The sequence below is a fragment of the Methylobacterium sp. Leaf466 genome, assembly GCF_001425565.1.
GTDB lineage: Bacteria > Pseudomonadota > Alphaproteobacteria > Rhizobiales > Beijerinckiaceae > Methylobacterium.
In genome coordinates this window covers 56995-70649 of record NZ_LMRC01000033.1, presented here as the reverse complement: position 1 = coordinate 70649, position 13655 = coordinate 56995, and the positions used below count along the sequence as shown (strand labels likewise).

General features: G+C 71.4%; 17 protein-coding genes. 7 read left to right on the top strand and 10 right to left on the bottom strand.

All coding sequences use genetic code 11. The annotated features are described in order from the left end of the window. Positions 1–161: 161 nt before the first annotated feature. Positions 162–788 (bottom strand): ribonuclease D, encoded by a 627-nt coding sequence (locus ASG59_RS15325; protein WP_055879058.1) that lies wholly within the window; start codon positions 786–788, stop codon positions 162–164. Positions 789–890: 102 nt separating this feature from the next. Continuing rightward, complete coding sequence (locus ASG59_RS15320; protein WP_056280400.1) at positions 891–1271, bottom strand: helix-hairpin-helix domain-containing protein; 381 nt, start codon at positions 1269–1271, stop codon at positions 891–893. Positions 1272–1544: 273 nt separating this feature from the next. Here ASG59_RS15320 and rpmF point away from each other — a divergent pair, with 273 nt between their 5' ends. Continuing rightward, on the top strand, positions 1545–1733 hold the full coding sequence (gene rpmF, locus ASG59_RS15315; RefSeq protein ID WP_003601373.1) for a 50S ribosomal protein L32: 189 nt from the start codon (positions 1545–1547) through the stop codon (positions 1731–1733). A 398-nt stretch (positions 1734–2131) separates the two neighbouring features. Here rpmF and phaR read toward each other — a convergent pair whose 3' ends face one another. The 3 genes from phaR to ASG59_RS15300 all read right to left on the bottom strand — a co-directional run bounded on the left by phaR (position 2132) and on the right by ASG59_RS15300 (position 4155). After that, positions 2132–2779 (bottom strand): polyhydroxyalkanoate synthesis repressor PhaR, encoded by a 648-nt coding sequence (gene phaR, locus ASG59_RS15310; RefSeq protein ID WP_056409839.1) that lies wholly within the window; start codon positions 2777–2779, stop codon positions 2132–2134. Positions 2780–2936: 157 nt separating this feature from the next. Further along, positions 2937–3653 carry a cytochrome c biogenesis protein CcdA gene (locus tag ASG59_RS15305; RefSeq protein WP_056409836.1) on the bottom strand — a complete coding sequence of 239 codons (717 nt, stop codon included), beginning with the start codon at positions 3651–3653 and terminating at the stop codon, positions 2937–2939. 115 nt (positions 3654–3768) lie between these two features. Next, complete coding sequence (locus tag ASG59_RS15300) at positions 3769–4155, bottom strand: thioredoxin family protein (RefSeq protein WP_055879070.1); 387 nt, start codon at positions 4153–4155, stop codon at positions 3769–3771. A gap of 310 nt (positions 4156–4465) precedes the next feature. Between ASG59_RS15300 and ASG59_RS15295 the strand changes: the two genes are divergently transcribed. Beyond that, positions 4466–4666: a hypothetical protein gene (locus ASG59_RS15295; protein WP_156399264.1), complete on the top strand. Its 201-nt coding sequence runs from the start codon at positions 4466–4468 to the stop codon at positions 4664–4666. A 115-nt stretch (positions 4667–4781) separates the two neighbouring features. On the opposite strand, the gene ASG59_RS15290 is transcribed toward ASG59_RS15295, so the two are convergent. From ASG59_RS15290 to ASG59_RS15270, 5 genes are all read right to left on the bottom strand, one after another. Continuing rightward, positions 4782–5372 carry a DNA-3-methyladenine glycosylase gene (locus ASG59_RS15290; protein ID WP_056409829.1) on the bottom strand — a complete coding sequence of 197 codons (591 nt, stop codon included), beginning with the start codon at positions 5370–5372 and terminating at the stop codon, positions 4782–4784. Then, complete coding sequence (gene rnhA, locus ASG59_RS15285) at positions 5369–6043, bottom strand: ribonuclease HI (RefSeq protein ID WP_055879076.1); 675 nt, start codon at positions 6041–6043, stop codon at positions 5369–5371. The genes ASG59_RS15290 and rnhA overlap by 4 nt, the downstream gene beginning before the upstream one ends. Before the next feature lie 100 nt (positions 6044–6143). Further along, positions 6144–6749: an urea carboxylase-associated family protein gene (locus tag ASG59_RS15280; protein WP_056409826.1), complete on the bottom strand. Its 606-nt coding sequence runs from the start codon at positions 6747–6749 to the stop codon at positions 6144–6146. Next, positions 6739–7476 (bottom strand): guanitoxin biosynthesis heme-dependent pre-guanitoxin N-hydroxylase GntA, encoded by a 738-nt coding sequence (gene gntA, locus ASG59_RS15275; protein ID WP_056409824.1) that lies wholly within the window; start codon positions 7474–7476, stop codon positions 6739–6741. Before gntA ends, ASG59_RS15280 begins: the two co-directional genes overlap by 11 nt. 152 nt (positions 7477–7628) lie before the next feature. After that, complete coding sequence (locus ASG59_RS15270; RefSeq protein ID WP_156399263.1) at positions 7629–9056, bottom strand: PLP-dependent aminotransferase family protein; 1428 nt, start codon at positions 9054–9056, stop codon at positions 7629–7631. A 356-nt stretch (positions 9057–9412) separates the two neighbouring features. Between ASG59_RS15270 and ASG59_RS15265 the strand changes: the two genes are divergently transcribed. From ASG59_RS15265 to ASG59_RS15245, 5 genes are all read left to right on the top strand, one after another. Then, positions 9413–9895, top strand: coding sequence for an MSMEG_0572/Sll0783 family nitrogen starvation response protein (locus tag ASG59_RS15265; protein ID WP_055881039.1), 483 nt, complete (start codon positions 9413–9415; stop codon positions 9893–9895). Positions 9896–9971: 76 nt separating this feature from the next. After that, positions 9972–11075, top strand: coding sequence for a Nit6803 family nitrilase (locus ASG59_RS15260; RefSeq protein WP_056409820.1), 1104 nt, complete (start codon positions 9972–9974; stop codon positions 11073–11075). Beyond that, the gene (locus tag ASG59_RS15255; RefSeq protein WP_056281091.1) at positions 11020–12108 is read left to right on the top strand and encodes an MSMEG_0568 family radical SAM protein; all 1089 of its coding nucleotides are present in this window, start codon (positions 11020–11022) and stop codon (positions 12106–12108) included. The genes ASG59_RS15260 and ASG59_RS15255 overlap by 56 nt, the downstream gene beginning before the upstream one ends. A gap of 5 nt (positions 12109–12113) precedes the next feature. After that, positions 12114–12674: an MSMEG_0567/Sll0786 family nitrogen starvation N-acetyltransferase gene (locus tag ASG59_RS15250; protein ID WP_056409817.1), complete on the top strand. Its 561-nt coding sequence runs from the start codon at positions 12114–12116 to the stop codon at positions 12672–12674. Further along, on the top strand, positions 12671–13654 hold the full coding sequence (locus ASG59_RS15245; RefSeq protein ID WP_056409814.1) for a sll0787 family AIR synthase-like protein: 984 nt from the start codon (positions 12671–12673) through the stop codon (positions 13652–13654). Before ASG59_RS15250 ends, ASG59_RS15245 begins: the two co-directional genes overlap by 4 nt. The last annotated feature ends 1 nt before the right edge of the window (position 13655 follow it).

Here is a 13655-nt window from a genome sequence, read left to right as displayed (position 1 = left end):
ATACCGGGCGGGTCCCGGCCGGCCGCGGATGCGCGCGGCCCATGGCGAAGTTATGACCTCCTCGTTGAGGAATGATCAATGGCCGGCGCCGGCAGGAGCGCGAGGGCCGCACTCGATGTGCGGCGGCGCACCCGATCAAAGGTCCGACTACGCAGGTCCCGTCATGTATGCGCGAAGATGTCCGTCTCCGGCCAGCCGGCGAGGTCGAGGCGCGCGCGGGTCGGCAGGAAGGCGAAGCAGTGGCGCGCCAGTTCGGTCCGTCCCTCGCGGGCCAGCATGGCGTCGAGCCGCGCGCGGGCGGCGTGGAGGTAGAGCACGTCGGAGGCCGCGTAATCGACCTGCGCCTGGCTCAGGGTCTCCGCGCCCCAATCGGAGGATTGCTGCTGCTTGGAGAGATCGACGCCGACGAGTTCGCGGACGACGTCCTTGAGACCGTGACGGTCGGTGTAGGTGCGGGCGAGCTTCGAGGCGATCTTGGTGCAATAGACGGGGGCGGGCATCACGCCGAGCGCCTGGAACAGGACCGCGAGATCGAACCGCCCGAAGTGGAAGATCTTCAGGACGTCGGGGTCGGCGAGCACGCCCGCGAGCACGACCGGGGCCGGACCGCCCGGCACGATCTGGACCACGTCGGCCTCGCCGTCGCCGCGGGAGACCTGCACGACGCAGAGCCGGTCCCGCTGCGGGTTGAGGCCCAGGGTCTCGGTATCGATGGCGATGGAGGGGCCCGGCCGATAGCCGGAGGGCAGGTCGCCGCGGTGGAGGCGGGTGATCGGCGGAGGCGGCATCGGGAGGGGTCTGACCTCGGTTCCGGCCGGCGGCTGCAGCCATGGGCGCGCCTAACATCCCACCGGGGGGCGGACAAGACCGGCTCGTCCGCCCGAACCGCGTCACTTCTGCTTGGCGATGACCTTGTCCTTGATGCCGGCATAGACGCTCTCGGAAAGGATCTTCTTGGAGACCAGCTCGTCCTTGCCCTTGTAGGGGCGGCCCTTGACGATCGCCTCGGAACGGGCGGCGCCGATGCCGGGCAGCGCGTCGAGTTCGGCGGCGGTGGCGCTGTTGAGGTCGATCAGGGCGTGCTTGCCCGCATCGTGCTTGCCTGCATCTTGCTTGGCGACCTCGGGTGCGACGGGCGCCTTCGGCGGGGCGACGGGGGCCACCGTCGGTGCGGTCGGGGCCGGCGCGGAGGGGGTCTGCGACTGCGCCAGGGCGGGGGCCGCCACGAGGCATGACAGGACGGTGAGGGTACGCAGAAGCGAGGACGTCATGGGGTTTCTCCCGAAGCGACGACGCGAGCGCGCTGCCGCGCCGTCCGTGGACGATAAGGGATCCCCGCGGTTGAACCGTCGCTTAACGCCGATGATGGCTGCGGTTGAGCGAACGGACGGCGGGCGGCCACCGACCGAACGGCCGGGCCTAGCCAGCGGCCCCGTGCCACGCTATAGGCTGGCGACGAATCTTCTTTCGAAGACGGTGCTGCGGCTTTTCTCTCCCGGAGGGGAAGGCGCCCGGGCACCCTTTTGCCGTAGCAGGACCCGACCATGGCCGTTCCGAAGCGTAAAACCTCTCCCTCGCGGCGCGGCATGCGCCGGTCCGCCGACGCCCTCAAGGCCCCGACCTACGTCGAGGACAAGGACTCGGGCGAGCTGCGCCGTCCGCACCACATCGACCTGAAGACCGGCATGTACCGGGGCCGTCAGGTCCTCAAGGTGAAGTCGGCCGAGGCCTGAGGCGCGAAACGCCCGTCGCGCCACCGCGACGGGTTTCGGTTGCCGTTCGTTATCGTGAAAGCCGCATCCGCGCCGCTTCGGCGTAGCAGGATGCGGCTTTTTGCGTTCTGTCGCCCCGCGACGGCCTGAGGCCCGGGTCGGCGCTGACGATGAGCTGGGCGAGGAAGCCCGCGAGCGGCCGGCCGCGCGGCGGCGGCTGTGCCGCGCTCGACCCACCCTGGACGACCAGGGCGCCGGTTCGTGCCGGTTCGGAACGTCGATCTGTCTCAGGCTGCCACATCGCATCCGCCTTCCGCGTGAATGCGGTGGGATGCGCAAGGCTTGGGCCGCCGTTAACCTTTCGTCAACCTTTCGCGCGGACGGCCTCGCCGCGCGAGCCGCCGGACCGGGCGACGACCCTACTTCTTGGCAAGGTCTTCCAGGCGCGACTGCATCTCGGCCATCTGCCGCTTGAGATCGTCGAGGTCGCTGGCCTGGGCGGGCGTTGCCGCCTGGACGGCGGGCACCTGGGCCCCGGACACCTGGCCCCCGGACACCTGGGCGGCGACGCCGGGCAGCTTGTTCATCCCCGAGAGCGGGCCGGTGCCGAAGGCCGTGAACATCTTCATGGCATCGCCGAAGAAGCTCATGTTGGCCCGCACCTGCTCTTCCATGGCGTTCTGGAACACGCTCGGGGCGAAGCTCTGGGTCATCTTCTCGCGCAGGCCCTGCTTGTCGCTGGCGAAGTTCGCCATCGAGAACTCCAGGAAGCTCGGCACCATGGTGCGCATGCTGTCGCCGTAGAAGCGGATGAGCTGGCGCAGGAACGCCACGGGCAGGAGGTTGTCCTCGCCGGCCTTGTTCTCCTGCTCGAAGATGATCTGCGTCAGCACCGAGCGCGTGATGTCGTCGCCGCTGCGGGCGTCGTAGACGAGGAAGTCCTCGCCCCCCTGCACCATCCCCGCAAGGTCTTCGAGGGTCACATAGGTCGAGGTGCCGGTGTGGTAGAGACGCCGGTTGGCGTATTTCTTGATGACCGTGTGATGGGCCTTGCCGTTTTCCGCCATCTGCGGTCTCTCCCGACGCAATCTCTCCCCGGCCCGGTCGCGGGTGACCGGCATGGATGCGTGTCCTGTCCGAGACCTTAAGGCTTTCGTGTGGCGACGAAAACAGCAATTTGTCGCCCATCCCCGCAGAATAGTGCCGGACGCGAAAGCGGCCGCCTCAGAACCGGGTGGTTAGGGCGGTCAGCCAATCCGGCGAGGCGGCCACGAGGGCGGCCTCGAGGCGCTTGTCGAGGCCGAGCAGGATGGCGCCGGCCGTGACCGCGAGGACGAGGCCGAGGGCGGCCTTGAGCCCCCTGCCCGCCGCCATCATCCGGTTGCGCCAGGCCATCATCACCTCGCGCGAGATGAGGCCGAGCAGGAGGAGCGGCACGGCCGCCCCCAGTCCGAACGACAGCATGGTGAGGGCGACGAGGCCGAGGTCCCGCCCCTGCGCCGCCAGCAGCGAGGCGGCGCCGAGCGTCGGGCCGACGCAGGGGCTCCAGACGGCACCGAGCAGCAGCCCGACGCCGAACTGTCCCGACAGGCCCGTCGTCGAGAGGCCGCCGAAGCGGGCCTGCGCACGGTCGCTCACCGGCCCGGCCGCCACCGCGAGCCGGGTCTGGGCGGCGGGCACCATCAGCACCAGCCCGACGAGGAACATCAGCACCGCCGCGACGGTGCGGAAGACGTCCGTGTCGAGGCCGAGGGAAAAGCCGACCAGCGCGACGAACAGCCCGATCCCCGTGAAGGTCACGGCGAGACCGGCCGCGAGTGCCACGGGGCCGTAGCGATGCTCGGTGGCCGCCGCCCCCAGCACGAGCGGCAGCAGCGGCAGCACGCAGGGCGAGAGGATGGAGAGGCAGCCGGCGAGGAAGGCGAGACCGAGGGTGCCCATGGCAGCGTCGGCCCTAAACAGGCACGCGTGGGTCGCCCCACGAATGCCTGTTTAGATCTCCTTGATAGGGCATCATTTTCTCCTGCGAACCGCAGACCATTTCGCAGAGTGATGCTTAGAGGACCTTCTCCAGCAGGCCCTCGATCCATTCGGGCTGGGTCTCGCCCACGGAGCGGCCGGTCTCCGTCGCGCCCTTGAAGACGATCAGGGTGCTCTGCATGCGCGCGTCGAAGCGGCGCAACACGTCCTTCTGGCTGTCGAAGTCGACGTCGAAGATCCGCAGGTCCTTGAAGCGCGGATCGCGGCCGAGCTTGGCCAGGACGGCCTTCTGCGACCGGCAGATCGGGCACCACGGCGCGCTCACCTCCACGAGGATCGGCTTGCCGGCCGCCTGGGCGGCGGCGAAGGCCTCGGGCGTGAAGCGCACGCTCTCGGCGGCAAAAGCCGGCCCGCCCGGGAGGGCGGAAAGAAGGGCCAGGGCGAGGAGCGAGCGGCGCAGCATCGGGAACGGCCTTGTCATGACGAGGGCGGGGGCCCGTGAAACGGTGGTTCCGGGCGGTCGGCGGGCCCGCCGGCCAGCCAGTCTCCGGCATCGCGGCAAGTCACCTCGCTGGACCGTTCGCGGCGGCTCACGGTAAGTTACATACGCCCTGGCGCCGCATCCGTCTGCGACCGGGGCCGGCGTCTCCCGTCACGGCTGCGTGCGTGGCCGCACCTGCGGGTTCCCGCGCCATCGCCCGGAAACATCCGGGCAATACGGACCGGCCATCGTTTCCCGACTGCAACGGCCGAGCCCGGAACGAGCCATGACCATGACGCCTCTCCTTCAACGCCTGGGATTCGTCCTGATCGGCGTCGGCCTGGTGATGGGGCCGATCGCCGACCCGCTGCATGTGGCCGTCGCCCACGGGACCACGGTCCTGCTGTTGGGTGCGGCCAGCCTGTCGGGCCTGATCGTCGCCGGCCGCACGCGCCGGGTCGCGACAGCGACGGGATCGCCGGCCCGACGCTGAAACCGGCACCTCATCCCATTTCCGGGTGATCACTTCGTGATGCGGAAATGGGCTTCGCTCAGGCGCCGCGCGGGCTCGGTGATAGGGTTCCCGCTTGATTCAAGCAGAAACCCTATCAGGCCGCACCTTCGTCGAGCGGCACACGGAAGCGGGACGGCGGCCGGCTCACGAAGCGCGAGCCTTCGGCGAGGAACCGCCACGGTCGATCCACCGCCCGGCTGATGCCGATGCGCCGGTCGGCGACCACCGGGACCGGCGTCGGGGACCCGAGCAGGCGAAAACCGTCGTCGTCGAGGGGGCGGGCGTCGAAGGCACCGGTGATGCCGAGCGCCTGGGTCAGGCGGCCCGGTCCGGCGCAGAGCAGGCGCGGGGCCGACAGGCCGCGCCGGGCCTCCATCGCCGCGATGCCGGCGCGCGGCTCGAGGGCCCGGATCAGGACCGCGCTGCCCGGCTCGCACACGAGGTTCAGGCACCAATGCAGGCCGTAGGAGCGGTAGACGTAGGCGTGGCCCGGCGGGCCGAACATCGCGGCGTTGCGCCGGGTCTGCCCGTTGACGCTGTGCGAGGCGGGATCGGTGCGGTCGTAGGCCTCGGTCTCGACGACGATGCCGCCCACCCCCTCCACCGACAGCAGGCAGCCGACGAGATCGGCGGCGACCGTGACGACGGGCCGGTCGAAGAAGGCCGGCCCGAGGGGTGCGATCACGGACCCTTGGCGCCGGCGGCCCTGGCGCGGGCGATGCCCTCGGGCCCGAGTTCCAGGGCGAGCCGCACCGCATCCTCGACGAAGGCCCGCGGCGTCACCCCGGCGAGCTTGCAGCGCCGGGAGATCTCCAGACCGAGCCCTGCGTCGATGGCCACCGGCGTCGTGCGCGGCTCACGCGGGGGCGCCGCCTCGGCCGGCGCGGCAGCGGTGGGCAACACCGGCGCCAGCGGTTCGACGGCGAGGCCCAGGGCCTCGCGCCGGCCCCGGGTGGCGAGGCGGTCGGCACGCTCGTTTCCGTCCTCGCCGGCATGGCCGCGCACCCAGGTCCAGCGCACGTCGCGCCTGGCCGCCAGCGCATCGAGCTGCTGCATCAGGTCGATGTTCTTGACCGGCCCGGTGGCGGTGCGCCAGCCGCGGGCCTTCCAGCCCTTCATCCACTCGGTGACGGATTTGACGACGTACTGGCTGTCGCAGCGCATCTCGATCGCGGCACCCTCGGGGAAGTGCTCCAGGGCCCGGATCGCGGCGGTGAGCTCCATGCGGTTGTTGGTGGTGCCGCGTTCGCCGCCGCACAGTTCCACCGGGCCCTCCGGGCCGGCGATGACGACGCCCCAGCCGCCGGGGCCGGGGTTGGGATCGCAGCCGCCGTCGGCATAGACGATGGTTCGCATGGGTAAGACATCGACCTGTTGGGCGCTTCGCGTCGGCGCGGGGCGTCGCCCTTAGCACGGACGGACGAGCGCGACAGGCCGTCGTTCCCGCCGCGTCCGGTCAGGCAGCCGGTTCGATCTCGTAGCGGATCGGCTTGAAGGCGTAGTTGTTCGACTGCAGCGCCGAGCATGCGGTGAGGCCGATGACGAGGTCGGTCTCGGCCAGGAACGTCACGCTGTCGCCCGCGCGGCTCAAGGGCGCCTCGACGCGCAGGGCCCCGGTCGTCCCGTCGACGACGACGTTCATGAACACGTTGAAGGCCACCGGGATGCGGTCGGGCGCGATGCCGTAGGGTGCGAGCGCCGCCGCGAGGTTGCCGAAGCAGCCGCGATGGGGCGCCTCGTCGCCGTAGATGATCCGGAAGGTGTCGGCCGAGCACGGCGTCAGCAGGAAGTCGTGGCGCCCGACGGTGTCCTCGACGATGCGCAGGAGCACGGTCGAGCGGTTGGAGTAGATCGGGTCGCCGGTGGTCAGGTAGATGCGGCTGGCGTAGTCGAGGGTGCGCCCGGAGGAGATCACCTCGTCGAGGTCGGCGCGGGCGAAGGCCAGCAGGTCGGCGACCTGCTCGCCCTCCGGGTCGATCACCCGCAGCCGGTCGCCCTTGTCGAGGGTGAAGGCGGTGCCGGAGCGGGGCGGGATCTCGCCGCGGACGGTTTCACGCGGCATCGCGGCCCCCCTTGGCACGCTCGTCGGCCCCGGACGTGGCCCGACCCGAGATATCTCTGCCCTTGAACGGGCACGCCCAATCCTCGCCCACCGCGCGCCCGCTGTACTGCCGGGCCTCCGAGGCCTCGCCGTGGCGGGCGATCATCGGGTTCATCGAGCCGGCGAGAGCCACGTCCCGCGACAGGATCGAGGAGCGCAGGGTCTCGTAGCGGCCCTCCTGGCGCAGCTGCTCGAACTGGGCGCGCAGGTTGAAAACGATGACCGGCCGCGAGAACCGCCGGGCCGGGCGGCTGGCGCCCGGATGCAGGCCGACGAGGAAGACCGCCTCGCCGCCGAAGGAGAGCGAGAAATGCGGGTTCTCGGGGTCGGGATCGACGCTGGCGTCGTAGCGCTGCCCGAGGAAGCCGTCTTTGTCGGAGAGCGATTGGGCGCGAGCCCAGAGATGCCGCTCGAACGCCTCCTCGGAGGTCGCGTCGGGCCCCTCGAAGATCACCGCGAAACTCTGGAACAGGTCCGGCCGCGCCCGGTACCGGCAGATGAAGGCAAGAAGGGCGGGGTAGATCCGCATGTCGTCCCAGCCGGAGGCGATGTCCCGGGCCACGAGGATCCGCAACTGCCCCCGCGCGATCGCCGATTTGGCACCGACGCAGGGAAAATCCGGCGCCTTGATGAATGCCCGCAATTCGATCGCGAGGGGATGCTCGCCGTCGTTGGTGGGAATCGCCATCGCGGACGATGGCAGAACGCAGGAACGCAGGTGGTCCATGGTGGAACGGGTCGCTCGTCGTTGGCTGTCGGGAGTCGCCAACCGGGGGAGGCGAGCGATGTTCCGACGCCGCGTCGGTGCGGCACAGGCCCGGTAGGCCATGGCAAGACCGCTCAGATATAGGCCGAGGCGAGCGCCGGCGACCGGCCCAGCGCGTGGGCGATGACCTCCAGGGACTGGGCGATCTCGTCTCGCCCGGCGATGCCGCCGAGGCAGATCCGCACCGCCTCGGGCGGCGGCCCCAGCGCCGTGAAGGCGTCGCTCGTCACGGTGCCGAGGCCGGCGGACCGGGCCTGGCTGGCGAAGGCCGAGCGCGTCCAACCCTCGGGCAGCGACAGCCAGAGATGGAAGCCCTCGGGATCGGCGGTGACGCCCTCCCGCGGCAGGATGGCGGCGGCGATGGCCTGGCGGGCCCGGGATTCGGCCCGCACGAACGCCAGGACGGCGGCGGCCGTCCCGTCCTCGATCCAGCGGGTGGCGAGCGCCGCGGTGATCGGCGAGGCCATCACCGTCGCGGCGCGCAGGGCGGCGGTGAGCGGCAGGGCGGCCCGGGCGCTCGGGGCCAGGACGTAGGCGAGGCGCAGGCCGGCCCCGAGGCACTTCGAGAGGCCGGCCACAAGGTAGGTGATCTCCGGGGCGAGCGCGTAGAAGCTCGGCGGCGGCGCCTCCGGCACGAAGCCGTAGGCGTCGTCCTCGACGATGGCCACGTCGTAGCGCCGGGCCACGGTCACGATCGCCTCCCGCCGCTCGCGGGTGATCGTGCGCGTCGTCGGGTTCTGCAGGATCGGGTTGAGGTAGAGCGCCTTGGGGGCGAGCCGGGTGCAGACCGCCGCGAAGGCATCCGCGTCGATGCCGTGCGCATCCATCGGCAGGCCGGCGACCTTGAGGCCCTGGTGGGCGGCCAGCGCCCGCAGGCCGGGGTAGGTGAGCGCCTCGGCGCAGATGGTGTCGCCGGGCTTGGCGACGAGGCCGAGGATCGCGGCGAGCGCCGCATGCGCGCCGGGGCAGAGCAGCAGCCGGTCGCGCGGCGCGACCATACCGCGCTGGGCGAGCCAGGCCGCGGCGGCCTCCTTGTCCTCGAGGGTGCCGCCGAACCCCTGGTAGCGCAGCAGGTTGGGCAGGTCGTGCGAGACCGCCTCCAGCCCCGCCTGCATCCGCGCGAGCAGGGCCGGGTCGTCGGGCTCGGGCGGCAGGTTCATCGTGAAGTCGACGGGGCCGAGGCGGCGCTGGCTCGCCTCCCGCCTTTGGCTCGGCGCGGCGGCGGGCCCGCGCACGAAGGTGCCCTGGCCGACCCGCGACTCGACGAGGCCGCGGCGCTGCGCCTCGACGTAGCCGCGCGCCACGGTGGTGAAGTTGAGGCCGAGACGCTGGGCCAGCACCCGTTGGGGCGGCAGGCGCCGGCCCGCCGCGAGCCGCCCGGTGCGGACGTCGTCGGCGATGGCATCGACGAGGGCGAGATAATGCGGCTTGCCCCAGGGGCGCAGATCGGGCGTCCACGCTCCGGCGGCGGCTCCGGTGTCGGGTCGTGCGGTCCTGGTCATCCTGCTCGGTCCGGTCATCATGCGATCAATCGTACATTGACCGGATCGCAATCGCCGTGCCGGCATGTCGACCCCATGGAACGACGACCGAACCGTTCGATCCATACAAGTATATCCGATGACAATCTCCGTGACAGTGCCACGCGATGCAGCAGACGCCGTGTCGTTGTGCATTGCTGCCGAATCCGCGATCACGCCGCGTCCTCCGATATTGACCGGCCGATTGACCGCATTTCCCAAGGCACCATCGCCCGGACGCGACGACCGCGGCGGCTGGCACACGCCTTGCCAATCCCGGTGACGCCGCCGACTCGGCCGATGTCGCGGTCAAGACTGGTCTTCCGGGAGTGGAACCGATGCCCGCCGTCAGCGCCGAACACCACAAGAAGGGCGATTACTTCGTCGACTACGAGGAGAAGGTCTTCGAGGACGTGAAGGCCGAGCCGGGCCAGAAGGCGCTGGTGACCTTCCACACCGTCGCCTTCGAGGGCTCGATCGGCTTCGTGAACCTGCTCCAGGCGACCCGCCTGCTGCGCAAGGGCTTCGAGACCTCGGTTCTCCTCTACGGCCCCGGCGTGACGCTGGGCATCCAGCGCGGTTTCCCGACGCTGGGCGACGAGGCCTTCCCCGGCCACATGAACATGAACAACCAGATCGCCAAGTTCATCGCGGAGGGGGGCAAGGTCTACGCCTGCCGCTTCGCGCTCCAGGCCCTCTACGGCCACGGCGAGCCCTCGCTGATCGAGGGCATCCGCCCGATCGCCCCCACCGACGTCCTCGACCTCGTCCTGCTGCACAAGCGCGACAACGCGGTGGTGATCGACACCTGGACGGTCTGACGCGCGACCGAACCCTCCCCCGCAAAAAGGGGGAGGGACAGGCGCACCACGGAGCTCAATGCCGAGGACCCCACCCATGTCCGAACAACGCATCGTGCGGGCGGCGGCGGTCCAGATCGCCCCCGACCTCGACGATCCGGCCGCGACCCTGGACCGGGTGCTCGCGGCGATCGACGAGGCGGCGGGCAAGGGCGCGCGGTTCATCGTGTTCCCCGAGACCTTCGTGCCGTACTATCCGTACTTCTCGTTCATCGCTCCGCCGGCGGCGCAGGGGCCGGCGCACCTCAGGCTCTACGAGGGCGCGGTGACGGTGCCCGGCCCGGTGACGCAGGCGGTCTCGGCGGCCGCGCGCCGGGCGAACGCGGTGATCGTGCTCGGGGTCAACGAGCGCGACCACGGCTCCCTCTACAATGCCCAGCTCGTCTTCGACGCCGACGGCGCGCTGCTGCTGAAACGCCGAAAGATCACGCCGACCTACCACGAGCGGATGGTCTGGGGTCAGGGCGACGGGGCCGGGCTGACCGTCGTGGAGACGGCGGTGGGCCGCGTCGGGGCGCTGGCCTGCTGGGAGCACTACAACCCGCTCGCCCGCTACGCGCTGATGGCCCAGCACGAGGAGATCCACGCGGCGCAATTTCCCGGATCGATGGTCGGCCAAGTCTTCGCCGACCAGATGGAGGTGACGATCCGCCACCACGCGCTGGAAGCCGGCGCCTTCGTCGTCAACGCCACCGGCTGGCTCAGGGACGACCAAATCGCCGCGATCTGCCCGGACGAGACCCTGCGCGGGGCGCTGCGGGGGGGCAACTGCACCGCCATCGTCTCGCCCGAGGGGCGGCACCTGGCGCCGCCCATGACGCAGGGCGAGGGCATCCTGATCGCCGACATGGACATGGCGCTGGTGACCAAGCGCAAGCGGATGATGGATTCGGTCGGGCACTACGCCCGCCCCGAACTGCTGAGCCTCAACCACGACGCCCGCCCCGCCCGCACCGTCGTCACCACCCGCGACGCGCCCCCTCACGACCGGAGCCAGACCCATGAGCGACAGTGCGATGAGCGACAGCCCGCTTCTGACCACTCCGGCCATCCCGGCCGTCACCCGGGGCCTGCCCCATCCGGGCATGCCGACGGAGCGCCTGATCAACGCCTTGCAGTCGTTCGGGGTCAGGCTGGCTGACACCCGCCACGGCGTCGAGAGCCGGCGCGGCGGCGCGGGGCCGAGCGACCACAAGGCGCTGACCATCGCCGGCCGCACCGTGATGGTGCCGGTCCATACCGCCGGAGCCTTCGAATCACCCTACCTGGTGCGACGGCCGGACGCCGACGGGTCGAGCGCGATCGAGCACGACGGCGAGGTGATCGGCCGGGTGAGCTTTCCCGGCAAGCCGCGCTTCCATGCGCTGCAGACCCTCGACGGCGTGCCCTATTCGCAGATCGCGGTGCTGCACGGGCGCGACGTGCTCGCCACCACCGTGCTGCAGACCTGCATCCGCTACGCCAGCCGCACCAAGACCTGCCGGTTCTGCGCCATCGGCCAGTCGCTGGCAGCCGGCCGCACCGTCGCCCGCAAGAGCCCGCAGCAACTGGCGGAGGTCGCCCGCGCCGCCGTGCTGCTCGACGGCGTCAAGCACATGGTCATGACCACGGGCACGCCCAACGCCACCGACCGCGGCGCGGAGGTGCTCTGCGAGAGCGCCTTCGCCGTGAAGGCCGCCGTCGACCTGCCGATCCAGGCGCAATGCGAGCCCCCCGACGACGACCGCTGGTTCGAGCGGATGAAGGCCTCGGGCATCGATGCCCTCGGCATGCACCTCGAAGCGGTGACGCCGGAGGTGCGCGCCCGCATCATGCCCGGCAAGGCCGACGTCCCGCTCGAACGCTACGACGAGGCCTTCGCCGCCGCCGTGCCGGTGTTCGGCCGCGGCCAGGTCTCCACCTACATCCTGGCCGGTCTCGGAGACACCCGCGAGGCGGTTCTCGCCATGGCCGAGCGGCTGATCGCCATGGGCGTCTACCCCTTCGTGGTGCCGTTCGTGCCGATCTCGGGAACCCCGCTGGAGAGCCACCCCGCCCCCTCGCCGGCGTTCATGCACGACATCCTGCAGCCGCTCTCGCGGATGCTGGCGGCGGCCGGCCTGCGCTCCACCGACATCAAGGCCGGCTGCGGCCGCTGCGGCGCCTGCTCGGCGCTCTCGGCCTACGAGCGGTGAGCGCGATGTTCGAGCCGGTCCCGCCCTATCAGCCGAGCCACTTCCGCATCAAGTTCGCGACCTCGGACTGGGAGCGGGCCGGCACCGCCGCCCTGCGCCGGCGGGTCTTCTGCCAGGAGCAGGCGGTGTTTCCGGGCGACGATACCGACGCCGTCGACGCCCGGGCGATCCCGATCTGCGCCCTCTCCACCCTCGGCGGCGAGGCCGATGCCGTCGTCGGCACCGTGCGCATCCACGCGGACACGCAGACCCCCGGCGAATGGTGGGGCTCGCGCCTGGCGGTGGCGGCCGACTACCGGCGGATCGGGGCGCTGGGGGCCGGGCTCATCCACGTGGCGGTGGCCTCCGCCCATGCGCGCGGCTGCACCCGCTTCCTCGCCCACGTCCAGGGCCGCAACGTCGCCCTGTTCGAGGCCCTGCACTGGGTCGCCCTCGACACCCTCGACCTTCACGGCCTGCCGCATGCTCTGATGCAGGCGGATCTGACCCGCTACCCGGCCATGGCCGACCCCGAGACCGGTCTCGTGACGCTGCTGCGGCGGGCGGGCGGCGGGGGACTTGGATGACCGTCGTGCCGACCCTCGCCGAGATCGCCCGCGGCATCCGCGAAGGCCGCGGCGTCGCCCACAAGCGCGACATCGACGCGGTGGTCGCCCGCCTGGGCCTCGGCGACAGGGACGCGGCGGTGCCGCTGGGCGACGATTGCGCGGCGATCCCGGACGGCGACGGCTTCCTGCTCCTGGCCATCGAGGGCTTCCTGGACGGCTTCGTCGCCGCGGACCCGTATTTCGCGGGCTTCTGCGGGGTGATGGTCAACGTGAGCGACATCGCGGCCATGGGCGGCCGGCCGATCGCGGTGGTGGACGCCCTGTGGAGCCGCGACCAGCCACAGGCCGAACCGATCCTGGCGGGCCTGCGGGCCGGGGCCGAGACCTACGGCGTGCCGGTGGTGGGCGGCCACACCAACGCCCGCGCCGGCGCCGAACACCTCGCCGTGGCGATCCTCGGCCGGGCCGAGCGGCTCCTGACGAGCTTTGCCGCGAGACCCGGCGACCTCCTCGTCGCCGCCATCGACCTGCGGGGCCGGTTCCGGGAGCCGCATCCCTATTGGGACGCCGCCACCGGCGCCCCGCCCGGGCGCCTGCGCGCCGACGTCGGCCTGCTGGCGCAGATCGCCGAGGACGGCCTCGCGGAAGCGGGCAAGGACATCAGCATGGCCGGCGTCGTCGGCACCGCGCTGATGCTGCTCGAATGTTCGGGCGTCGGGGCGGCCATCGTCCTCGACCGCATCCCGCGCCCCCCCGACGTCCCCCTCGCCCGCTGGCTCACCGCCTTCCCGAGCTACGGCTACCTCCTGAGCGTCGCGCCCGACCGGCTCGGAGCCGTCCTCGACCGGTTCGCGGCCCGCGGGATCGCGGCTTCCGCGATCGGCACGGTCGATGCGAGCCGGGTGGTGCGGATCGTCGCGGGCGAGGAGGAGGCCGTGGTCTGGGACTTCGCCGGCAGTCCCCTGATCGGCTGCGGCGGCATGAGCGCAGGATCATGAG